This is a genomic window from Allobosea sp. P2_A10 (genome assembly GCF_056405115.1).
Genome location: NZ_JBFUCS010000001.1, coordinates 398,832 through 419,968 on the forward strand (window position 1 = coordinate 398,832; position 21,137 = coordinate 419,968).

Annotated in this window: 21 protein-coding genes; 10 read left to right on the forward strand and 11 right to left on the reverse strand. The window is 66.0% G+C overall.

What is annotated here, in order from left to right; genetic code table 11:
- Window positions 1-3: 3 nt before the first annotated feature.
- Window positions 4-1,251 (reverse strand): O-antigen ligase family protein, encoded by a 1,248-nt coding sequence (locus AC1DZY_RS01990; protein WP_476818379.1) that lies wholly within the window; start codon window positions 1,249-1,251, stop codon window positions 4-6.
- Window positions 1,248-2,801, reverse strand: coding sequence for an undecaprenyl-phosphate glucose phosphotransferase (locus AC1DZY_RS01995; RefSeq protein ID WP_476818380.1), 1,554 nt, complete (start codon window positions 2,799-2,801; stop codon window positions 1,248-1,250). The genes AC1DZY_RS01990 and AC1DZY_RS01995 overlap by 4 nt, the downstream gene beginning before the upstream one ends.
- A gap of 543 nt (window positions 2,802-3,344) precedes the next feature.
- On the opposite strand from AC1DZY_RS01995, the gene AC1DZY_RS02000 reads away from it, so the two are divergent.
- Both AC1DZY_RS02000 and mdtI read left to right on the forward strand, forming a co-directional pair.
- Complete coding sequence (locus AC1DZY_RS02000) at window positions 3,345-3,728, forward strand: DMT family transporter (RefSeq protein WP_476818381.1); 384 nt, start codon at window positions 3,345-3,347, stop codon at window positions 3,726-3,728.
- On the forward strand, window positions 3,725-4,063 hold the full coding sequence (gene mdtI, locus AC1DZY_RS02005; protein ID WP_476818382.1) for a multidrug/spermidine efflux SMR transporter subunit MdtI: 339 nt from the start codon (window positions 3,725-3,727) through the stop codon (window positions 4,061-4,063). The genes AC1DZY_RS02000 and mdtI overlap by 4 nt, the downstream gene beginning before the upstream one ends.
- Before the next feature lie 8 nt (window positions 4,064-4,071).
- Here mdtI and AC1DZY_RS02010 read toward each other — a convergent pair whose 3' ends face one another.
- Complete coding sequence (locus AC1DZY_RS02010; protein ID WP_476818383.1) at window positions 4,072-5,238, reverse strand: glycosyltransferase; 1,167 nt, start codon at window positions 5,236-5,238, stop codon at window positions 4,072-4,074.
- 20 nt (window positions 5,239-5,258) lie between these two features.
- On the reverse strand, window positions 5,259-5,819 hold the full coding sequence (locus tag AC1DZY_RS02015; RefSeq protein ID WP_476818384.1) for a polysaccharide biosynthesis/export family protein: 561 nt from the start codon (window positions 5,817-5,819) through the stop codon (window positions 5,259-5,261).
- A 217-nt stretch (window positions 5,820-6,036) separates the two neighbouring features.
- Between AC1DZY_RS02015 and AC1DZY_RS02020 the strand changes: the two genes are divergently transcribed.
- Window positions 6,037-8,196 (forward strand): GumC family protein, encoded by a 2,160-nt coding sequence (locus AC1DZY_RS02020; RefSeq protein ID WP_476818385.1) that lies wholly within the window; start codon window positions 6,037-6,039, stop codon window positions 8,194-8,196.
- Between the two features lie 10 nt (window positions 8,197-8,206).
- Here the strand turns inward: AC1DZY_RS02020 and AC1DZY_RS02025 are convergent, their stop codons facing one another.
- Complete coding sequence (locus tag AC1DZY_RS02025) at window positions 8,207-9,436, reverse strand: GNAT family N-acetyltransferase (RefSeq protein WP_476818386.1); 1,230 nt, start codon at window positions 9,434-9,436, stop codon at window positions 8,207-8,209.
- A 132-nt stretch (window positions 9,437-9,568) separates the two neighbouring features.
- Here AC1DZY_RS02025 and AC1DZY_RS02030 point away from each other — a divergent pair, with 132 nt between their 5' ends.
- Together AC1DZY_RS02030 and AC1DZY_RS02035 are read left to right on the forward strand one after the other, a co-directional pair.
- Entirely contained in the window at window positions 9,569-10,621 is a 1,053-nt protein-coding gene (locus AC1DZY_RS02030) for a polysaccharide deacetylase family protein (protein WP_476818387.1), read from the forward strand.
- 137 nt (window positions 10,622-10,758) lie between these two features.
- Window positions 10,759-11,682: an IS5 family transposase gene (locus AC1DZY_RS02035; RefSeq protein ID WP_476818388.1), complete on the forward strand. Its 924-nt coding sequence runs from the start codon at window positions 10,759-10,761 to the stop codon at window positions 11,680-11,682.
- Window positions 11,683-11,833: 151 nt separating this feature from the next.
- Here AC1DZY_RS02035 and AC1DZY_RS02040 read toward each other — a convergent pair whose 3' ends face one another.
- Window positions 11,834-12,043, reverse strand: a complete 210-nt coding sequence (locus AC1DZY_RS02040) for a DUF2842 domain-containing protein (protein ID WP_476818389.1) — start codon at window positions 12,041-12,043, stop codon at window positions 11,834-11,836.
- 119 nt (window positions 12,044-12,162) lie between these two features.
- On the opposite strand from AC1DZY_RS02040, the gene AC1DZY_RS02045 reads away from it, so the two are divergent.
- Entirely contained in the window at window positions 12,163-13,239 is a 1,077-nt protein-coding gene (locus tag AC1DZY_RS02045; RefSeq protein ID WP_476818390.1) for a COX15/CtaA family protein, read from the forward strand.
- A gap of 89 nt (window positions 13,240-13,328) precedes the next feature.
- On the opposite strand, the gene AC1DZY_RS02050 is transcribed toward AC1DZY_RS02045, so the two are convergent.
- The 4 genes from AC1DZY_RS02050 to AC1DZY_RS02065 all read right to left on the reverse strand — a co-directional run bounded on the left by AC1DZY_RS02050 (window position 13,329) and on the right by AC1DZY_RS02065 (window position 17,554).
- The gene (locus tag AC1DZY_RS02050; protein ID WP_476818391.1) at window positions 13,329-14,606 is read right to left on the reverse strand and encodes an O-acetylhomoserine aminocarboxypropyltransferase; all 1,278 of its coding nucleotides are present in this window, start codon (window positions 14,604-14,606) and stop codon (window positions 13,329-13,331) included.
- Between the two features lie 67 nt (window positions 14,607-14,673).
- Complete coding sequence (locus AC1DZY_RS02055; protein WP_476818392.1) at window positions 14,674-15,912, reverse strand: FAD-dependent oxidoreductase; 1,239 nt, start codon at window positions 15,910-15,912, stop codon at window positions 14,674-14,676.
- Between the two features lie 191 nt (window positions 15,913-16,103).
- The gene (locus AC1DZY_RS02060) at window positions 16,104-16,634 is read right to left on the reverse strand and encodes a CoA-binding protein (RefSeq protein ID WP_476818393.1); all 531 of its coding nucleotides are present in this window, start codon (window positions 16,632-16,634) and stop codon (window positions 16,104-16,106) included.
- 107 nt (window positions 16,635-16,741) lie between these two features.
- Window positions 16,742-17,554 carry an enoyl-CoA hydratase gene (locus AC1DZY_RS02065; RefSeq protein WP_476818394.1) on the reverse strand — a complete coding sequence of 271 codons (813 nt, stop codon included), beginning with the start codon at window positions 17,552-17,554 and terminating at the stop codon, window positions 16,742-16,744.
- Window positions 17,555-17,657: 103 nt separating this feature from the next.
- On the opposite strand from AC1DZY_RS02065, the gene AC1DZY_RS02070 reads away from it, so the two are divergent.
- Window positions 17,658-18,074 (forward strand): PaaI family thioesterase, encoded by a 417-nt coding sequence (locus AC1DZY_RS02070; protein ID WP_476818395.1) that lies wholly within the window; start codon window positions 17,658-17,660, stop codon window positions 18,072-18,074.
- A 55-nt stretch (window positions 18,075-18,129) separates the two neighbouring features.
- Here the strand turns inward: AC1DZY_RS02070 and AC1DZY_RS02075 are convergent, their stop codons facing one another.
- Window positions 18,130-18,918 carry a substrate-binding domain-containing protein gene (locus AC1DZY_RS02075; RefSeq protein WP_476818396.1) on the reverse strand — a complete coding sequence of 263 codons (789 nt, stop codon included), beginning with the start codon at window positions 18,916-18,918 and terminating at the stop codon, window positions 18,130-18,132.
- A gap of 244 nt (window positions 18,919-19,162) precedes the next feature.
- Between AC1DZY_RS02075 and rplM the strand changes: the two genes are divergently transcribed.
- From rplM to AC1DZY_RS02090, 3 genes are all read left to right on the forward strand, one after another.
- Window positions 19,163-19,624 (forward strand): 50S ribosomal protein L13, encoded by a 462-nt coding sequence (rplM, locus tag AC1DZY_RS02080; RefSeq protein WP_476818397.1) that lies wholly within the window; start codon window positions 19,163-19,165, stop codon window positions 19,622-19,624.
- A 2-nt stretch (window positions 19,625-19,626) separates the two neighbouring features.
- A complete protein-coding gene (rpsI, locus tag AC1DZY_RS02085) occupies window positions 19,627-20,106 on the forward strand; it encodes a 30S ribosomal protein S9 (RefSeq protein WP_476818398.1) in 480 nt (159 codons plus the stop codon).
- A 226-nt stretch (window positions 20,107-20,332) separates the two neighbouring features.
- Window positions 20,333-21,085, forward strand: a complete 753-nt coding sequence (locus AC1DZY_RS02090; RefSeq protein WP_476818399.1) for an SDR family NAD(P)-dependent oxidoreductase — start codon at window positions 20,333-20,335, stop codon at window positions 21,083-21,085.
- Window positions 21,086-21,137: the final 52 nt, after the last annotated feature.

Below are 21,137 nucleotides of genomic sequence, written 5' to 3' on the forward strand. Positions count from 1 at the left end.
TCGCTACTCTCTGGCGGGCGAGGGCGCTGTCCTGTTCGGCAGCGCCGCCAGCCCCCATACGAGCCCGATCAACAGGTAGACGTGCCGCCAGTGGTCGGTGTCGATCTGCAGGCCCTGCACGATGGTGATGAACAGCACCGACCACATCACGATGGCGTGGTTTTGCGTGGGCGAGCGCCGGAAGACGAGCGCCCAGCCGACATAGCAGGTCGCCGCGACCAGCCCGAGATAGGATACGCCGCCAAGCCAGCCATAGGAGGCGAAGGCGTTGATGTAGACGTTGTGCGGATCCTCCGGGAAGAACCAGCGGAAGCGTAGCGGCCCAAACCCGTTGGGCTCGCCGAGCAACAGCGGGATCGAGCGCAACTGGTTGCCAAAGCGCCCGGTGACGCCCTGATCGTAGCTCTGGTCGAGGCTGGCGCGAACCTCGAAGACGCTGCGAATGTTCTCGAAGGAGAGCGCCACCAGCAGCGCCAGCACCACCAGAACCAGCGCCGTCAGCGTCAGGAAGACGATGCGCGCCCGCTTGCCCGCGCTTGGCGATGTCAGGAAGGTCAGCGCCACCATCAGCAGCGCCGAGCCCGCGAGATTGCCCCAGGCGCCGCGCGAGAAGGTCAGGAACAGCGCCATCAGCGGCAGGCTCATCAGCACGAAGCCTTTGATCAGGCCGAGCCGCCCGAGCAGGATGAACTGCAAAACGAACACGATCGGCAGCACCAGGAAGGGGCCGAGCACGTTGGGGTCCTTGAAGGTGCCCGATGCCCTGCCGTAGAGCGCCAGGGTGTCGCCGAGTCCCGCGACGTCGAAATAGCCCAGGATGCCGGCAAGGCCGGCGCACCATGCCGCGAAGAGATAGCCCTTGCGCAGGGTCTCCAACCGGCCAAGCGCATCGTCGGCCATGATCGCGGCAAAGAAGATCGCGGTGATCATCAGATAGACCGAGACCGCCGTGAAGCGCACCGACGGCCCCTCGTCCATCCATGGGATCAGCGAGAAGGCGCCACCGATATTGTAGAGCAGCAGCAGCGCGAGCAGCGGCACGAGCTTCTGCGAAAAGCGGATCCCCGTCAGCGCGAAGATAAACGCGGCGAGCAGGAAGACGAGCTCATAGGGCGAGGGCTCGATCAATGCGAAGCCCGACGACGCCGTCAGCAGCCAGAGCACGCCGCGCTTGATCGCGGCAAAGGAAATCCGCAGGCCGCCGCCGGCGTGCCCCTGTTCAACTCCGGCCCGGTCGGCGAGCGCGCTCAATAGGCGTTCTCGTTCTTGGTCAGCAGCGAGAACGGGGTCTTGATCAGGATGTAGAGGTCGAGCAGCACCGACCAGTTCTCGATGTAGTAGAGGTCGTGCTCGACGCGGCGCTGGATCTTGTCCTCGGTGTCCGTCTCGCCGCGCCAGCCATTGACCTGGGCCCAGCCGGTGATGCCCGGCTTGACCTTGTGGCGGGCGAAATAGCCATCGACGACCTGCTCATAGGCGCGGTTCTCGGCCTTGGCGTGGATCGCATGGGGGCGCGGACCGACAAGCGAGAGGTCGCTTTTCAGGATCACGTTGAAGAGCTGCGGCAATTCGTCGATCGAGGTCTTGCGGATGAAGCGGCCGACCCTGGTGACGCGGGGATCGTCCTTGGTCACCTGCTTGGCGGCGGTGAAATCGGTCATCTCGTGATAGAGCGAGCGGAACTTGAAGACCTCGATCAACTCGTTGTTGAAGCCGTAGCGCTTCTGCCGGAACAGCACCGGACCCTTCGAATCGAGCTTGATGGCGATCGCGGCGACCAGCATCACGGGCGAGAGCGCGATCAGGGCGAGCACGCCGACGACCTTGTCGAACAGGAACTTGACGACGATGTCCCAGTCGGCGATCGGCCGGTCGAAGACGTCGAGCACCGGCACCGCGCCGATATAGGAATAGGAGCGCGGCCGGAACCGGAGCTTCGACATGTGGGCGGAGAGCCGGATGTCGATCGGCAGCACCCAGAGCTTGCGCAGCATGGTGAGCAGCCGCGCCTCGGCCGAGATCGGCAGCGTGAAGATCACGAGGTCGAGCTTGGTGCGGCGGGCGAACTCGACGAGGTCGTCGATCGTGCCGAGCTTGGGGTAGCCGGCGACGAGATCGGGCGAGCGGTCGTCGTTGCGGTCGTCGAAGACGCCGCAGACGCGAAGGCCCGTGTCGCGCTGGGCTTCCAGAGCCCTGATCAGCGCCTCGCCTGCCTCGCCGCCGCCGACGATGGCCGTGCGGCGTTCGAGGCGGCCCGACCGCGTCAGCGCGCGCACGCCCAGCGTCACCGCAAGCCGCTCGGTCAGCAGCGCCGCGAGGCCGCCGGCATAGAAGCCCGCCAGCCAGACGCGCGACACCTGGTCGCCGATCTTGAGGAAGAAGAAGGCCGCCAGCGCGATCAGGAACAGCGTGGTCCAGCCGGCCGTGAGCCTGACCGACATGGTGATGAAATGGCGCAGCGCACCGATGTGGTAGAGTTGCAGCGCCTGGAATGTCGCCAGCGCGCCGATGGCGAGCAGCGGAATGGTGACCTGATAGGGCAGGGCGCTGTCGACGACGCCAGCCACATAGAGCCAGTAGACCAGCCCGCCGGCAACTGCGACGGCGAGCATGTCGAACAGCCGCACGAAGCCTTCGATCATCACCGGGGAAAGCGTCGGCTTGACCGGCATCGCCGCGATGCGTTCCGCAAGCGGGTGGAAACTGCGTGTCACGCCGGTTGCGCCGGAGCCGAACACTTCGGACGTTGCAGCCGCGGCCGCATCGACCTTGATCAGATCGCGTACATCGAAAGCGCCCATGACATGCCATCCCTGGTCCGGCCGGAGCGCCAGAGCGTGCCGGTCTTGGCTTTCGTCTAGCTGAAAATGCTCACGGAAGGCTTAATCGGACGCGTCGCTGTTTCCGCTGATTCCCGCGCGCGCGGCGGGCAGGGCAACTGTGCGGAGGCGGGGTTTTCCGCCCGTCCTAGACCATCTTTCGGCGCTTCCGGCGAAGTCGGATTTTCGCCAGCACCGCCAGTGCATTATCGCCGTTTCGGTGGCGTCTTTCGATGCTTTGTGACAGTCTCCGATCGCGCTGAAAAGTCTTTGGCGATTGACAAAAAGCATTCCGACAGGCATATCGGTCCACGATGAGTGTCTGAGAAGCATATTTTTGAGCGTGACCTGCGCATGACCTTCGAGGTCACTGCGTCGTCGTCATGCTCATTCCGCGAAAGCGCCTGCAGCGGCCTTTTCGCCTGATTGCTATCTCAAGACCTGCATCCTTTTCAAACCCAAGATCGCCCTGCGGCCCGAGCTCGCCCCCGCGTGTTCGGCATCGGCTTTCGGCCTGTGTGTCCTATGTCCTTCCATTGGTTGGTTCTGCTCGCGGCCATCGCCGTCGAGATCGTCGCGACGGCTGCGCTCAAATCCGTCGTATCCGCGCCCATGCTCGTGGCGCTCCTGCCGCTGATCCTGATCGGATTGTCCTTCGCTTTGCTCAGCGTCGCCTTGCGCGTCATTCCGATGGCGGTGGCCTATGCTGTCTGGGAGGGGCTCGGCATCGTCGGCATCGCCGCGATCGGCCATCTCCTTTTCGGCGAGCACCTCTCGCCCGGTCGCATCCTGGCGCTCGGCGCGATCGTCGCCGGCATCGTCCTGCTCGAACGGGGCGTGTCCATGGAGACCGACGAGGTTGGCGACGCGTCTCTCGCAATGGCATCCATGACGGGGAGGCCGGCATGACCGCGTCGCTGTTGCCGCAAGGCTTTGCGATCGGCTGGCTCGTCCTGGCCGTCGCGCTCGAGGTCTCCGGCACGTTTCTGCTCAAGCTCTCGGACGGCATGAAGCGCCGTCTCGCCGGCGGGCTTGGCATCCTGCTGGTGGTCGGCGCTTTCGCCGCGCTGGCGCAGGCGATCCGCGGCATGGACCTTTCGGTCGCCTATGCCGTCTGGGGCGGAGCGGGGTTGGTGATCACCGCGATCATCGGCGCGCTCGCCTTCGGCCAGCGCATCAGGCCCGCCGGCTGGGCCGGGATGGCGCTGGTGATCTTCGGCGTCGTCGCGCTCAAGCTGGTCTGAATCAGGGCTCAGCGGACGGCGCGGGTCGCCATTGCGTCGCGATAGGCGGTCAGCACGCCGTCGATCATCGAGGCCAGGCGGAAATGCTGCCGGACATGGGCGGCGAGATCGGCGGCCTCCTTCTCGCGGCTCACCTCGGGCGTCGCGAGCATGGCCGCGATCGCATCGGCCAGGATGACCGGATCATTGGGCTTGATCAGCCTGTGCCGATGGCCGGGCCCGTAGATCTCGTTGATGCCGCCGACATCGGTCGAGATCAGCGGCTGCGCCGCCGCCGCCGCTTCCAGCACGACATAGGGCAGGGATTCCGCGCGTGACGGCACGACCATGATACGGCCCTTGGACAGCGCCGGACGAATCGGCCCCGGCGGCTCGAAGACGCACTGCTCGGCGATAGCGCGCGACACTGTCATCGCCTTGAGTTCGGCGTCGTCGGGGCCCGAGCCGACGAGCAGGAGGCGTGGTGTCAGCCCGTCGCGCGTCTTGAGCAGCGCCACGGCTTCGATCAGCGTGTCGATGCCCTTGGCGGAGCGCAATTCGCCGAGATAGACCAGATCGAACGCAGCGCCGGCGTGGTCGATCGGCTCGAACTCGGCCTCGGAGATGCCGTTCAGCACGATCCGGTAGGCGCTGCGCGGCATATGCCCGACATAGGCCTCGAAGCGGCCCGCGATGAACTGACTCTCGAACAGGAAAACGTCGGTCGCGCCTTCGAGCAGGCGCTCGACGGTCATGTAGACCTTGTGCTCGGTTCCGCCGGGTTTGTAGTTGAAGCTGCCGCCATGAGGCGTGTAGGCCGTAACGTAGCCGCGGCCGAACGAGGCCAACGCCGGCAGCCGGCCGTAGACACCGCCTTTCGAGCCATGGCAATGCACCACGTCTGGCTTGAGTCGGCCCCTCAGCGAGATTTCGCTGAGCTGCGCTTTCGCATCCGTCAGGCTCGGATAGCGCGACATCGGCACGCGCGTGATGCCGAGCGAAAGCAGGTTGGCGAGTTCGGCGAAGACCGTGTCGGCACGGGTCCCACCCGTGGTCGAATCGCAGAAGATGCCGACATCGTGGCCACGCTGCGCCTGTCCGCGGGCGAGATCGAGTACGTGGCGGAAGAGCCCGCCGAGCGGCGCGCGGAAGACATGCAGAATGCGCAGGGGCTGCGCAGCGGCGGCGTCGGTCATCGCGAAATCTCCGACGGCCGTTAAAACCAGCGTTCCTTGATGACGATCGTGTCCCCGGGCTGGACTGGATAGGTGATCGGCACGGACGCCGTCACGAGCTGACCATCGACCTGGCGCGTCAGTTCGGCGAAGGCGCGCTGGCCGCGCGGGGTGAAGCCGCCGGCGATCGCGACCGCGGTCTGCACGGTCATGCCGTTCACATAGGGAAACTGGCCGGAATTGGTGACTTCGCCGAGCATGAAGAACGGACGGTAGGTGTCGACCTCGACCGAGACCTTCGGCTCGCGCAGGTAGCCCGAGCGCAGCCGGCCCTCGATGGCCTTCTCCAGCTGCTGCGTCGTGCGGCCCTGCGCCTCGATGGTGTCGATCAGCGGCATCGAGATGCGGCCAGCCCCATCGACGGCGTAGATGTTGGACAGGTTGTCCTGGCCGAAGACGATGATCCGGAGCCGATCGCCACTGGCCAGCCGATAGGGGCCGCTTGGCTGCGCGATCGTGTACTCCGCATCAGCGTAGCGCGGCGTGCAGGCGCTCGCCGCCAGTGCGACGGCCAGAGCAAGAGAGGTGAGACGGGAACTCATCACTAGCGATACCCATGCGGAACCTGTCTCAAGGGTTAGGTCCATATGGTTAACAATCCATGAGGTCATGGCGTCGGGAGCGCTGCAAATTCGCAAAAGAATCTGAACCGAAAAAATACACGCAAGACGAGCATTAACCCCGCAATAACCTTAATCGGGTTTGCTCTGCCTCGCGCCGTGCATGGCGCGCCAGTTTTGCGTTCAACGGATGGGTCAGATGACCGCTCAAACCGACACTCAGATGCGCGATGGCGGCGAAAGCCGCGGCGATATGCTCGATCTGGCGGCTCTTTGGGCCGCGATCAAGCGGCGCAAGCTCTGGATCATCGGGCCGAGTCTTGCGGCTCTGGGGCTGTCCTTCGTCGCGGTCAACCTGATTCCCGCTCGCTACACCGGCGAGGCGCGCATCCTTCTGGAGAATCGCGACAGCTTCTACACCCGGCCCGGACAGAACGCAGGTGAGGGCACGGCGCAGCAATTCGACAGCGAGGCCGTGCAGAGCCAGGTTCAGGTCATCATGTCGCGCGATCTCGCTCGTGAGGCGATCAAGCGCATCGGCCTCGTCGGCAACTCCGAATTCGATTCGGGCGCGGGCGCGCTCAATGCCCTGAAGAAGATCGGCGTGCTGATCGGGCTCGGCGGCCACCCGGCCGACCGCTCGCCAGAAGAGCGTGTGCTGGAGAAGTACTACGACCGGCTGCTCGTCTTTCCCGTCGGGCGCTCGCGCATCGTCTCGGTCGAGTTCACCTCGCAGGATCCAGCTCTCGCCGCCAAGGGCGCCAACACCATCGCCGCGACCTATCTGGAAGCACAGGAAGCCGCCAAGCAGGACACTGCCCGCAGCGCCTCCTCCTGGCTCTCGACCACCATCGAGCCGTTGCGCAAGCGTCTCGGCGAGGCGGAAGGCAAGGTCGAGGAGTTCCGCTCCCGCAACGGCCTGCTGGTCGGAGCCAACAACACCACGATCACCGCCCAGCAACTCGGCGATCTCTCGACGCAGCTTTCGGCCGCGCGCAGCCAGCAGGCCGAGGCGCAGGCCAAGGCCGGCCTGATTCGCGATGCGATCAGGCAGGGCCGCACCTTCGAGATTCCCGACGTCGCCAACAATGAACTCGTCCGCAAGCTGATCGAGCAGCGCGTCAACCTGCGCGCCCAGATCGCGCTTGAGTCGCGCAACCTCCTCTCCGAGCATCCGCGCATCAAGGAGCTCAACGCCCAGCTCAGCGATCTCGAAGGCCAGCTGCGCGCCGCCGCCGAGCGCACTGTGCGCACGCTGGAGAACGAGGCCAAGATCGCCACGCAGCGCATCGAGAGCTTCACCGCCGCCCTCGACGGCCAGAAGAAGAACGTCTCGACCGCCAATGACAGCGAAGTGCAGCTGCGCGCCCTCGAGCGCGAGGCCAGGACGCTGCGCGACCAGCTTGAGCAGTACATGCTGCGCTACCGCGAGGCGGTCGCCCGCGACACGCTGAACGCGACGCCAGCCGACGCCCGCATCATCTCGCGCGCGATCGAGCCGACCGAACCGTCCTTCCCCAAGAAGATCCCGACCATGGTGGTCGCGACGCTCGCGACCTTCCTCGTGGCGCTCGCCACGGTCGCTTCGCGCGAATTGCTCAACGGCCAGGCGGGCGCGCCGCTGCGCAAGCCTACCCGCGCGCCGGGCTGGGTCGGCGGCGGTGCTCAGGCTGCCGCGCCGACGCGTTCTGACCCGCGCCGCGAACGCGTCGCCGGCCTCCTGACCCATACTGGCCGGCTCGGCCAGATCACGCTCGATCTCGACCGGCCGGAAGACACCCTGGCCGATCTCGCCGAGCGCATCGACGAGCCGGCGCGCGGCATGGCCCCCATGGTCGTTGTTCTCGACGGCGGCGGAAACGGCGCAGCGAACGCCCGCGATCTCGCAGAGCTTTTGTCGCAGCGCTGCCGCTGCATCATCGTCGATCTCGCCGCCGACGGTGACCGCCGCCAGCCGGGCTTCTCCGAACTGCTCGCCGGGGAAGCGCTGTTCTCCGACATCATCACCCGCGCCGAGGGCTCGCGGCTGCATCATATCGGCCCAGGCAGGGCCGGGCGCGACGCCGTTCTGGCCGCGTCCGATCTGGTCGAGGTTGCGCTCGATGCACTGTGCGAGACTTATGACTGGGTTCTGGTCGCGGCGGCCTCGAACGACGACAGCGCCGTGCTGGCGCCGATCGCGGGCCGCGCGCAGGGCGGCCTCGTCATGGCCGGGCAGGTCGGCAACGGCCATGCGGTCGAGGCGGCCTACCGGCTCGCCGAGATGATGAAGGCGCCGGTGTCGCTGGTGCTGGACGAGCCGGCCGCCATGCCCGCCGGCATGGTCCAGACGCGTCTGCGCGACGAGGAGCCGGCCTGACCGGCAGCCTCTACTCCTCGGCCGCGCTGCGGCCGCGGTTCATCCAGCCCGAGGCGCGCTGCGCCAGCTTCAGCAGCGTCGGCGAGGCCTTGATCCTGCGCTTGGCGACGCGTTTCGCCTTGGCGACGGCCGCGAAGGCCTGGCCCTTGACGGTCAGCGGCAGAAAGCTGTCGACGAGGTCGTCCTTGTCGTCGCAGATCGTGGTCTTGTAACGGGCTTCGCCGACGCCGAGGTCGAAGACAGCGATCCCGGCGTGGCACTTCTGCTTGATCAGATCGACCAGCAGAATTTCACCGGGGCTCGTCTTGGCGATCTCGCCTTCCATATCGAAGGACGTCGCCATGCCCGAAAAGCGCGTGCCCTGCACCGCGCCGACATAGGTCGCGACCGAGCCGCCCTCGATGTCGAGCGAATAGAGTTCGAGCGCGGGCGGAGTCTCGCCCTGCGGACGGGCCGCCTGATGCAGAAAAGCCCGGACCGCGGGGTCGGCGAAGGGGTCGGGCACGCCCATCAGTTTGAAGCGCGCGGCCTTCTGGGTCAGGAACGCGCCGATGATCCGGGCGATGTCCTCCTCGCTTGCAGCCTTGACCAGGCGCGACGGGCCAAAGCCGGCGAAGCGGTTGCGTTTGTTCTTGAGCTTCTTGTGGGCGTGGCTGCTCATCGCGCGCCGCAGCGTGCCGTCGCAATCTCCGGCGTTCAGCGCAAGCTTGTAGGCCCCGCTCGGGCTCGGGCCGGCGGCGAGGCTGGCGAGCGGATTGGCCACGCCCTGCCACAATGTCGGCTGGTTGACGAAGACGAAGGCGTCGAGCCCCCCGATCGCGGCCGCGACCTCGTCGAGCATGGAGCGTGCGTTCTCGGCGTCCAGCGTCGCGGCGAATTCGGGCGCGAACAGCCCCATATGGTAATTGGCGTGCTTGCCGCCGACGAATTCGGCGAAGCGAATGCCGTTGCGGCGCGTGATCACCAGCGGCAGGATCGCGACCGGCTGCTGGCGCTGATCGCGCAGCACGACATGGCGGAAGATCATCCCGTGTGCGCGGCCGACCGTCTCGACGAAGGGCTGCACCCAGCCATAGGCCTGATAGGGCGTCACCAGCGCCTTGGCTTCGAGCGCACGCCAGTCCGCCTCGATCGAAGCGATCTCGGTCGCGACCGAAATCGAGCGCCATGGGCGCGCGGCGGCCGTGTTGCGGCTTTCGGTCAAGGCGAGAGCCGAAGGGCGTTCGGCGAGAGCAGACATCGGGCAGCGAGCCTTTCCAGCAGGTAGCGGCTCCCTCCTTAACCCGCCATTGTGAACAGAGCGGTCAAGATCGAAGCGCCTGCCTCAAGGATCGGCGAACAGCGTGAACGAGCGGTTGCTGCGGACATCCCGATGAACCTGCGCCACAAAGCCTTCGCCGCCGTCTTCAGGGCGATCGCGCTGACCCGCGCCGATCGCTGGGGCCGTGGCTTGGCGCAGGGCAAGGGCGTGATCCTGACGCTGCATCATGTCCGCCCGGCGCGGCGCGAAGGCTTCCAGCCCAACCGCCTGCTCGAGATCACGCCGGAGTTCCTCGACGCGACGCTGACCCTGATCCGGGCGCAAGGCTACGATCTCGTATCGCTGGACGAAGCCGTCTCTCGCGTGTGCGATCCGAAGCCCGGCCGCTTCTTCGTCGCGCTGACCTTCGACGACGGCTATCGCGACAATATCGAACACGCCTGGCCGGTAATGGCGCGGCACGATGCGCCCTGGACGCTGTTCGTCACAACGGGTTTCGTCGACCGCACGGCGCGGCTCTGGTGGCTCGAACTGGAAGAGGCGATCCGGGCTCTGCCGCGCTTCTCGGTCGACTTGCCCGATGGCGGCTTCTCGGCTCGCACCGGCAGCGACGCGGAAAAGCAGATAGCCTTCGATACGCTCTACTGGCGTCTGCGCAACCAGCCCGAAGCGATTCTGCTGTCAGCGATTTCCGATCTTGCGAAACAGGCGGGCGTCGACGCCGGCGGGCTGGTCGAGCGCGAATGCCTGCCCTGGGAAACCTTGCGCGCGCTCTCGGGCGCGCCGGGCGTGACCATCGGGGCGCACACGCTGAGCCACCCCATGCTGGCGAAACACGAGGCCGGCTTCGCGCGCCGGGAGATCGTCGACAGCAAGACGCGGCTGGAGGCCGAGCTTGCAATCCCGGTCCGCCATTTCTCCTATCCCGTCGGCGACCCGACCTCGGCGGGGCCACGCGAGTTTGCCATGGCGGCGGAAGCGGGCTTTAGCAGCGCCGTGACGACGCGGCCGGGGCATCTGTTTGCTTCGCATGCAGGCCATCTGCAGGCGCTGCCGCGGGTCTCGCTCAATGGTTATCACCAGAGTGAGGATGCGGTGCGCGGATTACTGTCGGGCCTGCCATTCATGCTGTGGAACAAGGGACGGCGGGTCAATCTGGAGTAGCGGGTGAAACGGGGTACTGGGAACCCCTCTCCCCTTGCGGAGACCTTTGCATAACTCCTTCGTCCGTGATTCCCTTTGATTGGGATGGAGGTCGAGCGATGCATCGCGTGTCTGGTCAGCGGAGTTTTCTGGATGCGATGATCGAGACGGAGAGTCTCGGGCGGAACGCGGAGCTGGAGGCGATCGACGGCGCGATCGTCTGGGACGATCTGGCGGCTGTGGTGGCGTCGGTCTACGCGTCGCCGGAAGGTCGGCCGAGCTATCCTCCGCTGGTGATGGTGAAGGTGCTTCTGGTCCAGCAATGGTATGGGCTGTCGGACCCGCGTCTGGAGTTTCTGCTGCGGGATTCGCTCTCGATGCGCCGGTTTGTCGGCCTCTCGGCGAGCGCGGGCACGCCGGACCATTCGACGGTGAGCCGGTTCCGGAGCGGCTTGCGCGAGGCGGGTCTGGACGCGGCACTGTTTGAGGCGCTGAACCGGCAGTTCGAGGCGCGCGGCCTGATGGTCAAGGCGGGCACGATCCTCGACGCGACGCTGGTGAAGGCGGCCGTGGCGCGGCCTCGCAAGGAGACGACCGGCGCCAAGAACCCGCGCGAGCCCGACGCGGACTGGACGATCAAGAACGGCCGCTCGCATTTCGGCTACAAGGCCCATATCGGCGTGGATCAGGGCTCCGGCCTGATCCGCAAGGCGAAGCTGACGCCGGCCAAGACGGCCGAGAGCCTGGTCGCCGACGGGCTGATCTGCGGCGACGAGGCCGCCGTCTACGCCGACAAGGCCTATGAGCACAAAGGCCGGCGCGCACGGCTGAAGGCAGCCGGCGTCAAGGACCGCATCATGCACCGCAGCCACAAGAACCAGAGCGCGCTGCCACTCTGGCAGGCGCGCCGCAACCGCCTGATCGCGCCGATCCGGGCCGGCGTCGAGCGCGTCTTCGCCGTCTGGAAGCGATGGTGGGGCTACGACCGCGTCCGCTATGTCGGCCTCGACCGCAACCAGACCCAGCTCGCCCTGATCTGCCTCGCCTACAACATCAAGCGAACCGCAAAACTCGTCGCCTGACCCGGTCAGGCCAGCATCGACGGACCGCGCTTCGTGCCCGCCCCTCCCACGGCGAGCCCAAAACGCCCGCCGACACAAAACGCAAGCACATCGCGCAGCAAAATGATGGTTACGCAAAGGTCTCTGTAAGGAGAGGGGTTCTTCCAGCGCCTCACATCTCGTCCTTCCGCTCCATCCATTTGATCAGCGGCAGCAGCGGCAAGACCCAGGCGAGCCCGAGCGCCACATAAGCCACGGTCTGCACCAGCTTGGGCGCCTCGGTGATGCGGCCCTGCGCCAGCGCCATCGCGACGAGCGCGTAGACGCAGACGAAGACCAGGATCGCGACCGTTCCGATCAGCTTGCGGTGGCTCTGGCTCATGACGGTCTTCACTCGGGCTGCGGCAATGCGGGCGTTGTCGGGCTTTTGTCCGGGGTCTATCTGTCACCGGCGCGCGTTCTTGTGAAGCTCGCACCCTGCGACCGAAGGCCCCGCATCCCGTGACGCTTGCCCTGAACAGCCCTGTCGAAAGAGCACCCGCCGCAGCAAGCCATGCCGGCATCCGCCGCTGGCTCTGGATCGTCGCAGCTCTCGTCTTCGCGATGGTCGTGGTCGGAGGCGCAACGCGGCTGACCGGCTCGGGGCTTTCGATCACCGAATGGAAGCCGATCACCGGGGCGTTGCCGCCGCTCTCGGGCGAAGCTTGGGCGCTGGAGTTCGGCAAGTACCGCGAAAGCCCGCAATACAAGCTGCTGAACGAGGGCATGAGCCTCGGTGAGTTCCAGTTCATTTACTGGTGGGAATGGGGCCATCGCCAACTCGGCCGCTTCATCGGTCTGGTCTATCTCGCCGGCTTCCTCGTCGTCGCGTTGCGACGCCTGCTCCCGGCGCGCCAGACGCTGGTGCTTTTCGGTATGGGCCTGCTGCTGGGCCTTCAGGGCGCGATCGGTTGGATCATGGTGGCGTCGGGCTTGCAGCCCGGCATGGTCGCGGTCGCGCCGGTCAAACTCACCTTGCATCTCAGCTTCGCCGGCCTGTTCTTCGCCTCGGTCGTCGCCTTCGCAACGACGCTGACGCCGCCAAGACGCGTCGAACGCGCGGAAGGGAAGGGCATGGCCTGGGCGCTGCTGGCGCTGGTCTTCGCGCAGATCGCGCTCGGCGGCCTCGTCGCCGGCTCGAAGGCGGGCTTCACCTTCAACACCTGGCCACTGATGGATGGAGCGCTGGTGCCGGCAGGCTCGACCCTTTTCGCGCAATCGCCGTTCTGGGAGAACTTCGTCGACAATGTCGCGCTCGTGCAGTTCAACCACCGTATCGGGGCCTATCTGCTGCTGGCGTTGGCGCTCTGGAACGTCGTCGCGATGCGCCGCGTCGCACCGGGCTCAGGCGGCGCCAGGCGCGCCACCGCTATCGCCGGGATCACCGTGAGCCAGGCGGCGCTCGGCATCGTCACGCTCGTGCTGGTCGTGCCGCTCTGGGCGGGGCTGGCGCATCAGGCGCTGGCGTTCATGCTGCTGGCGATGGTGGTCGTGCATGTCGCGCGCATGGAAGGTATGGCGCGTCATGCTCGGGCTTGACCCGAGCATCTCCTGAAGGAGTAGCTCCTTGTCCGGCCTGAGGTTCTCGGGTCTGCGCTTCGCTTCGCCCGAGAATGACGGCCGAAACCTCAACCCAGCGCCTGATCCAGATCGTCGATCAGGTCAGCCACGTCCTCCAGCCCGATCGACAGCCGCACCACCTCGGGGCCCGCTCCCGACGCCGTCTTCTGCGCGTCCGAGAGCTGGCGATGCGTCGTCGAGGTCGGGTGGATCACCAGCGACCGCGTATCGCCGATATTGGCCAGATGCGAAAACAGCTTGAGATTGGTCGCCAGCCGGACGCCGGCGTCATAGCCGCCCTTGAGCCCGAAGGTGAACACCGCGCCCGCGCCCTTGGGGCAATAACGCTTGGCCAACTCATGGTACTTGTTGCCCGGCAGATCGGCGTAGCTCACCCATTCCACAGCCGGATGCTTGGCGAGATGCGTGGCGACGGCCAGCGTGCTCTCGCAATGGCGCGCCATGCGCAAAGGCAGCGTCTCGATTCCGGTCAGGATCATGAACGCGTTGAAGGGCGCGAGCGCCGGCCCCATGTCGCGCAGGCCGAGCACGCGGCAGGCGATGGCGAAGGCAAAATTGCCGAAGGTCTCGCCCAGCACCATGCCGTTATACTCCGGCCGGGGTTTTGACAGCATCGGGTAGCGATCGTCGCCGACCCAGTTGAACGAGCCGCCATCGACGATGATGCCGCCGATCGAATTGCCATGACCACCGAGGAACTTCGTCATCGAATGCACGACGATGTCGGCCCCGTGCTCGAAGGGGCGGATCAGGTAGGGGCTCGCCATCGTGTTGTCGACGATCAGCGGAATGTTGTGCTTCTTCGCGATGGCCGAAATGCCGGCGATGTCGACGATGACGCCGCCGGGATTGGCGATGGATTCGATGAAGATCGCCTTGGTCTTGGGCGTGACGGCCGCCGCGAAGGCGTCGAGATCGTCGGAATCGGCCCAGATCACGTTCCAGCCGAAGTTCTTGTAGGAATGGTTGAACTGGTTGATCGAGCCGCCATAGAGCTTCTTGGCCGCAACGAACTCGTCGCCGGGCTGCATCAGCGCATGAAAGCAGAGGAATTCTGCCGCATGGCCCGACGCAACGGCCAACGCTGCCGTGCCGCCCTCAAGCGCAGCGACGCGCTCCTCCAGCACGGCGTTCGTCGGGTTGCCGATGCGCGTATAGATATTGCCAAAGGCCTGCAGCCCGAACAGCGAGGCGGCGTGGTCGACATCGTCGAAGACGAAGCTCGTCGTCTGGTAGATCGGCGTGGCGCGCGCGCCGGTCGCTGCGTCGGGAGCAGCGCCGGCATGGATGGCGAGCGTATGGAAACCCGGTGCGCGGTCGGTCATGGCGTGCTCCTTCAAGACTTCTGAATTCGAGACGTTGCGTTCGTTTTAAAGAACGCTCTTCGAGGCGTCAATTCTGCGGCCTTGGCGCAAGCTCCGGCCCGATATGCTCGGGCCTGATACCGAGCCCGACGATGCGCGCGGGAATCCGGCGCAGCAGCGGGATCCAGTCGAACAGCCTGACCAGAAAGGGTGGCCCCAGCGGCGCGTCGTTTTCGGCGCGCGCCAGCAGCGGCGTGATGATCCGGTTCTGCGCGATGACCTGAATGCGCTGCGTGAATTTGGTCGGAAATTCGCGGCGCTCCTGGACGGCGGCCAGATCGGCGTCGTTGAGCCGTTTCTCGCGCAAGGGCGCCGCAAGGCGGTTGGCTGTCGCGACCGCGTCCTGCACCGCGAGGTTCACGCCGACGCCACCGATCGGCGACATCGCATGGGCTGCGTCGCCGATGCAGAGCAGGCCGGGCCGCCACCATTTTTCCAGCCGGTCGACGGCGACAGTGAGCAGCTTGATCTGCTCCCAATCGTCGATCCCCCCGATCCGATCCGAGAACCACGGCGCGAGCGCGACGATCGTGTCGCGAAACGCCGGAAGCCCGGCCGCGCGCAACCCATCGAACTTGCCCTTCGGAATGACGAAAGCACATTGCCAGTAATCGCCGCGATCCAGCGTCACCAGCAGCCGGCCATTCGCGACCTGTCCGCCCGTCTGGCCAGGGTCGCTTTCGTGGCGCGGCAGCCTGAACCAGAGCACATCCATCGGCGCGCCGATGTCGATGGATTTCAGCCCGGACGCGGCGCGGATGTCCGAGCGGCGTCCATCGGCGGCGACGACGAGGTCGGCGCGGATCGAAACGGGCCCGTCCTCGGCTGTGCTGGTCAAGCCGACGACCTTGCCGCCTTCCTCGATCAGGCCGTCCGCCTTGGCATTCATCATCAGCTTGAAGCGCGGCTGCTCGCGGCCTCGATCCGCCAAAAAATCCAGGAAATCCCATTGCGGCATCAGCGCGATGTAGGGCGCGACGACCGGGAGATGGGTGAAATCGACGAACTGGATCGTCTCGTCGCCAAAGCGCATGGCGAGGTCGCGCATCTTGGTGTGCGGCAGCTTGAGGAAATCGTCGAGCAGGCCGAGCTCGTGCATCAGCTGCAGTGTCGAGGGATGGATCGTATCGCCACGGAAATCGCGGAGGAAGTCGGCGTGCTTTTCCAGAACGACGACATCGACCCCGGCCCGCGCCAGCAGGAAGCCGAGCATCATCCCGGCCGGACCGCCGCCGGCGATGCAACAGGTGGTGGTGAGCTTGCGCATCGCTTTACTCCTCCTGTTCCGGCTTTCGTCATCCCATTGGTTTAATCGCGACGTCATTCCGGGCGTAGCGTAGCGGAGACCCGGAATCCATGACAGGGCACGACAGCGCCTTACGATGAATCCCGGATCGGCGCGGCTCTCGCCGCTTGTCCGGGATGACGGCGTTGGTTATCTGCCCGGACAACGACGCGTCACGTCCCCGGCCGGTGGATCGTCAGCTTCTGAAAACCCTTGCCGGCCAGCACCGGCTTCTTCGACGACAGCAAGCGCGAATTGATGCCCTGCCAGCCAATCTCGCCCGAGAAGCGGCCATATTCGATCTTGGGGCAGCGGTTCATGATGACGGTCAGGCCTTTCGCCTCGGCCCGGGCCGCTGCCTCGTCATTACGCACGGAAAGCTGCATCCAGATGACCTTCGGCAGCGGATCGAGACTCAGCGCTTCGTCGGTGATCGGGCCGGCTGCTTCGGAATTGCGGAAGATTTCGACCATGTCGATCGGGCCGGGGATCTCCTTCAGCGAGCCATAGACGGTCTTGCCCAGCAGCGTCTGGCCGGCGAGCCCGGGGTTGACCGGAATGACGTCGTAATCCCGGTCGAGCAGATATTTCGTCACGATCCAGCTCGGCCGCGACTCGTTGCTGGAGGCGCCGACCATGGCGATGCGCTTGACGCTTTTCAGCACGTCGCGGATCAGGCTGTCGGGGTAGGCGTCGTGGTTCATGTCTTTGTCCAATACGGGATGCCGAATTCGCCTGCGTCATGCTCGGGCTCGACCCGGGCATCTCTTGCCGGAGATTCTCGGGTCGAGCCCGAGAATGACGATGTTTGCTAGTCCTCCCACACCGGCTGGCGTTTCTCCACGAACGCGCCGATGCCTTCTTCCGCGTCGCGCGCCAGCATATTCTCGACCATCACCGCGGACGCATGATCGTAGGCCGCAGCCAGCCCCATTTCGCGCTGCTCGTAGAAGGCGCGCTTGCCGATCTTGATCGTGGCCGGGGATTTCGAGGCGATGATCGCCGCCAGCCGCTGCGCCTCCGCCAGGGCTTGGCCGGCCGGCACGACGCGGTTGACGAGACCCATGCGTGCGGCCTCGCCAGCCGGAACCATCTCGCCGAGCAGCAGCATTTCGAGCGCATGCTTGGCGGCGAGGTTGCGCGAGAGCGCCACCATCGGCGTCGAGCAGAACAGCCCGATATGGACGCCGGGCGTGCAGAACCGGGCCTGCTCGCCCGCGACGGCGAGATCGCAGCTCGCCACGAGCTGGCAGCCGGCCGCCGTCGCCGTGCCCTCCACCGCCGCGATCACGGGCTGGGGCAGGGCGGTGATCTGCTGCATCACGGCCGAGCAGCGGCCGAGCACCTCGGTGAAATAGGCGCGGCCCCTGTCGGGGTCGGCGCGGCGGGCGCTCATTTCCTTGAGGTCGTGCCCGGCGGAAAACACCGGCCCGGCCGCGCTCAGGATCACGACCTTCACCGAACGGTCGACGGCGATCGCGGCAAACGTGGCGGCGAGCGCTGACAGCATCGCCTCGCTCAGCGGGTTGCGCGCTTGCGGCCGGTTCAGCGTCAGCGTCGCGACGCCGCCTTCGTCGCCGCGCAGCAGCACGGCTTCGCTGCCGAGGTTGGTATGGGCATTCATGGTCGGGCCTTTCGCGTCCGCGCCTATTGTCGGAGCAGGACTGCCATGCTGCAAGGGGAGGGATGTCCGACCTGCCCCCGGTTTCCCGCACATGACGACCGCCATGACCGTCTCCGAGCTGGAGGCCTTTCTCGACCGCACCTTTCCGCAGCTGCATTACGGCGGCCGGACCTATTTCATCGAGGATGTCGGGCCGATGAGCGCCCGGATGCGCTGCGACTATCACGAGCGGCATCTGCGCCCCGGCGGTACGATCTCAGGCCCGACCATGATGGCGCTGGCGGATTTGGCGCTTTACGTCGCCATCCTCGCCCAGATCGGCCCGGTCGCCCTCGCGGTGACGACGAGCCTGAACTACAATTTCCTGCGCAAACCCGGCCAGGCCGCGCTGATCGCGGAGGCGAAGCTGCTCAAGCTCGGCAAGCGACTGGCGATCGGCGAGGTCGCGCTGTTCTCGCAAGGCGACAGCGAGATGGTCTGCCACGCGACCGGAACCTATTCGATCCCGGCGGAGCGTTGAAGTGGCCCGCGATGTCATTCCGGCGCTGCGCGTCGCCCCGGAATGACAGGTTCACTCACTTCTGCGGCAGCGGCTCCAGCCCGCTCTTCCTGATCACCGGCGCGGCCTCGGGCGAGCCGAGGCAGGCGATCAGTTTCTTCGCCGCTTCGGGTTCCCTGGAGCCCGCCGCCAGCCCTGCCGAAAACACCGTGACGCGCTGGACCTCGTCGGGCAGCGTGCCGACGAAATCGAGGCCCTCGATCGTGACGAGCTCGCTGACCTGCTGGAAGCCGAGCTCGGCCTCGCCGCGCGCCACGATGGTGCCGACGCGCTCGCTGAAGATCTTCTTGGCCTTGGCCATGACCGCGCCGCTCGGGTCGAGCTTGGGGAACAGCTCCTCCGAGAGATAGGTGCCGCTGGCGCTGGCCGAATAGGCGATCGATTTCGCCTCCATCAGCGTCTTCTTCAGCGCCGCGACGGTCGAGATGTCGGGCTTCGGCGCACCTGCCTTGACCGAGAGCCCGATCGCCGAGCGAACGAGGTCGACCCGGCTTCCGGGCATGCCCTTGCCGTCCTGGACCAGCTTGTCGAAAGCGTCCGAAGCGAGGATGACGATGTCGGCGGGCTCGCCACGAGAGAGCCGGTTGGGAATGGCGTCGGGTGCCGCGCCCATCGACGCCCCATAGGCGCTGACGACCTTCTGGCCGATCTTGATCTCACATCCTGCGACAAGCTCCTTATAGGCGGCGGTGAAACCGCCCGAACTCATCACATGGACGTCGGCCAGCGCCGGCGCGGCGGTGGCGAGTGGGGCGGCGATGGCGCAAAGCCGAAGCAGGCGCGCGTTACGCGCTGTCTTTTTCATGGGCGTCTCCTCCTGCCGCATGATCGCGCAGCTGGCGGAGACGCCGCAAGGCCGATTTCGCAAGCTAATGTGGTATCCAGATACCTTTATTGGCATGTCATTTGAAAATATGGGTTTTCCGGGCTTTCAGCTTCAGTGAGGCGGCTTGACATGCCCATCGCGCACCCCTATCCCCGCCTCACATCGCCGCCGGCCTCCGGCGGCTTGTCCTTTTTTCTCGTCAACCAACCGAAGGGGTGCTGCGATGAAGACCATGTCGCTGAAGCCCGCCGATGTCGAAAAGAAGTGGGTTGTGATCGATGCCTCCGGGCTCGTCGTCGGCCGTCTCGCCACCCTGGTGGCGTTGCGCCTGCGCGGCAAGCACAAGGCCAATTACACGCCCCACGTCGACTGCGGCGACAATATCGTGATCGTCAACGCCGATAAGGTGGTTCTGACCGGCCGCAAGCGCGACCAGAAGGTCTATTACCACCACACCGGCTATATCGGCGGCATCAAGGAGCGTTCGGCCAAGTTCATTCTTGAAGGCCGCTTCCCGGAGCGCATCGTCGAGAAGGCTGTCGAGCGCATGCTGCCGCGCGGCCCGCTGTTCCGCCAGATTCTTGGCAATCTGCGCGTCTACAAGGGCGCCGAGCATCCCCATGCCGCCCAGTCGCCGGAGGCGCTCGACGTCGCCGCGCTCAACCGCAAGAACGCGAGGGTCTGATCATGGCAGAGGTTCTCCAGTCTCTCGAGCAGCTCGGCCAGGTCGCCAAGTCGACGCAGCCGGATGCTCCCGTCCACGTCAAGAAGGTCGACGCCCAGGGCCGCGCCTACGCCACCGGCAAGCGCAAGAACGCGATCGCTCGCGTCTGGATCAAGCCCGGCTCCGGCAAGATCACGGTCAACACCCGTGACCAGGAGGTCTACTTCGCCCGCCCGGTGCTGCGCATGGTCCTGCAGCAGCCGCTGCAGCTGGTTGAGCGCATGACCCAGTACGACGTCGTCGTCACGGTCAAGGGCGGCGGACTTTCGGGTCAGGCAGGCGCTGTCCGTCACGGCATCTCCAAGGCGCTGACCTTCTTCGAGCCCGAGCTTCGCGGCCCGCTCAAGAAGGGCGGCTTCCTGACCCGCGACTCGCGCGTCGTCGAGCGCAAGAAGTTCGGCCGCGCCAAGGCCCGCCGCAGCTTCCAGTTCTCGAAGCGCTGATCGTTTCACGCTTTCTCGTTATGCATCAGGGCGGCTCGCAAGAGCCGCCCTTTTCGTATTGTCTCTTGCCTGATCCCCTCCGTCATTCCGGGCGGAGCGCAGCGCAGACCCGGAATCCATCGTAGAGCGGAGCGCCTTTCGATGGATTCCGGATCGGCGCAGCTTCGCTGCTTGTCCGGAATGACGGATGGCGTGAACAAACCTTAGAGCTGAACTGGAGCCTTGCATGACCCGTCCCGTCCTTCTCGTCACCGGCGGCAGCCGCGGCATCGGCGCGGCCACCTGCATCATGGCGGCAAAGCGCGGCTACGATGTCGCGGTGAACTTCCAGAACAATGCGGAAGCCGCCGCGAGCGTGGTGTCGGCATGCGAGGCCGCCGGCGCAAAGGCGATCGCGATCAAGGGCGACATGGCGAGCGCGACCGACATCATCCGCGTTTTCGCCGAGACCAGGGCCGCGCTCGGGCCACTGACCCACGTCGTCAACAATGCCGGCATCACCGGGCCGGCGAGCACGCTGGCCGAGGCCGATACGCAGACGATCCGCGCCTGCATCGACGTCAACGTCACCGGCGCGATCCTGGTCGCGCGGGAGGCCACCCGGGCACTGCTCGCCAACAGCGAGGCGAAGGACCGGGCCATCGTCAACATCTCGTCGATCGCGTCGGGTCTCGGTTCGCCCGACGAATTCGTCTGGTATGCCGCCTCGAAAGGCGCGATCGATTCCTTCACCATCGGCCTCGCCAAGGAGCTCGCGCCGCGCGGCATCCGGGTCAATGCGGTCGCACCGGGAATGACCGAGACCGACATCCACGCCTTGTCGTCGGGCGAACCCGGCCGTGTCGCGCGGATTGCGCCGACGATCCCGATCAAGCGGGCGGCGCAGCCCGAGGAGATCGCCGAGGTCGTGCTGTTCGCACTGTCGGAGGCGGCGTCCTACATGGTCGGCTCGATCCTGCGCGTCGGCGGCGGGCGCTAGGCTGAGGTCAACGACAGATTCGGCTGCCGGCGCAGCCGATCACGGCTGGAGA

What these genes read in the sequence shown, in the direction of transcription:
- AC1DZY_RS02010 (WP_476818383.1), bottom strand. Translation starts at nt 5,238, where the DNA reads ATGACCGACGCCGCCGCTGCGCAGCCCCTGCGCATTCTGCATGTCTTC.
- AC1DZY_RS02050 (WP_476818391.1), bottom strand. Translation starts at nt 14,606, where the DNA reads ATGACCGACCGCGCACCGGGTTTCCATACGCTCGCCATCCATGCCGGC.
- AC1DZY_RS02015 (WP_476818384.1), bottom strand. Translation starts at nt 5,819, where the DNA reads ATGAGTTCCCGTCTCACCTCTCTTGCTCTGGCCGTCGCACTGGCGGCG.
- AC1DZY_RS02075 (WP_476818396.1), bottom strand. Translation starts at nt 18,918, where the DNA reads ATGAAAAAGACAGCGCGTAACGCGCGCCTGCTTCGGCTTTGCGCCATC.
- rpsI (WP_476818398.1), top strand. Translation starts at nt 19,627, where the DNA reads ATGGCAGAGGTTCTCCAGTCTCTCGAGCAGCTCGGCCAGGTCGCCAAG.
- AC1DZY_RS02035 (WP_476818388.1), top strand. Translation starts at nt 10,759, where the DNA reads ATGATCGAGACGGAGAGTCTCGGGCGGAACGCGGAGCTGGAGGCGATC.
- AC1DZY_RS01995 (WP_476818380.1), bottom strand. Translation starts at nt 2,801, where the DNA reads ATGGGCGCTTTCGATGTACGCGATCTGATCAAGGTCGATGCGGCCGCG.
- AC1DZY_RS02055 (WP_476818392.1), bottom strand. Translation starts at nt 15,912, where the DNA reads ATGCGCAAGCTCACCACCACCTGTTGCATCGCCGGCGGCGGTCCGGCC.
- rplM (WP_476818397.1), top strand. Translation starts at nt 19,163, where the DNA reads ATGAAGACCATGTCGCTGAAGCCCGCCGATGTCGAAAAGAAGTGGGTT.
- AC1DZY_RS02060 (WP_476818393.1), bottom strand. Translation starts at nt 16,634, where the DNA reads ATGAACCACGACGCCTACCCCGACAGCCTGATCCGCGACGTGCTGAAA.
- AC1DZY_RS02040 (WP_476818389.1), bottom strand. Translation starts at nt 12,043, where the DNA reads ATGAGCCAGAGCCACCGCAAGCTGATCGGAACGGTCGCGATCCTGGTC.
- AC1DZY_RS02020 (WP_476818385.1), top strand. Translation starts at nt 6,037, where the DNA reads ATGACCGCTCAAACCGACACTCAGATGCGCGATGGCGGCGAAAGCCGC.
- AC1DZY_RS02025 (WP_476818386.1), bottom strand. Translation starts at nt 9,436, where the DNA reads ATGTCTGCTCTCGCCGAACGCCCTTCGGCTCTCGCCTTGACCGAAAGC.
- AC1DZY_RS02090 (WP_476818399.1), top strand. Translation starts at nt 20,333, where the DNA reads ATGACCCGTCCCGTCCTTCTCGTCACCGGCGGCAGCCGCGGCATCGGC.
- AC1DZY_RS02000 (WP_476818381.1), top strand. Translation starts at nt 3,345, where the DNA reads ATGTCCTTCCATTGGTTGGTTCTGCTCGCGGCCATCGCCGTCGAGATC.
- AC1DZY_RS02065 (WP_476818394.1), bottom strand. Translation starts at nt 17,554, where the DNA reads ATGAATGCCCATACCAACCTCGGCAGCGAAGCCGTGCTGCTGCGCGGC.
- AC1DZY_RS02070 (WP_476818395.1), top strand. Translation starts at nt 17,658, where the DNA reads ATGACCGTCTCCGAGCTGGAGGCCTTTCTCGACCGCACCTTTCCGCAG.
- mdtI (WP_476818382.1), top strand. Translation starts at nt 3,725, where the DNA reads ATGACCGCGTCGCTGTTGCCGCAAGGCTTTGCGATCGGCTGGCTCGTC.
- AC1DZY_RS02030 (WP_476818387.1), top strand. Translation starts at nt 9,569, where the DNA reads ATGAACCTGCGCCACAAAGCCTTCGCCGCCGTCTTCAGGGCGATCGCG.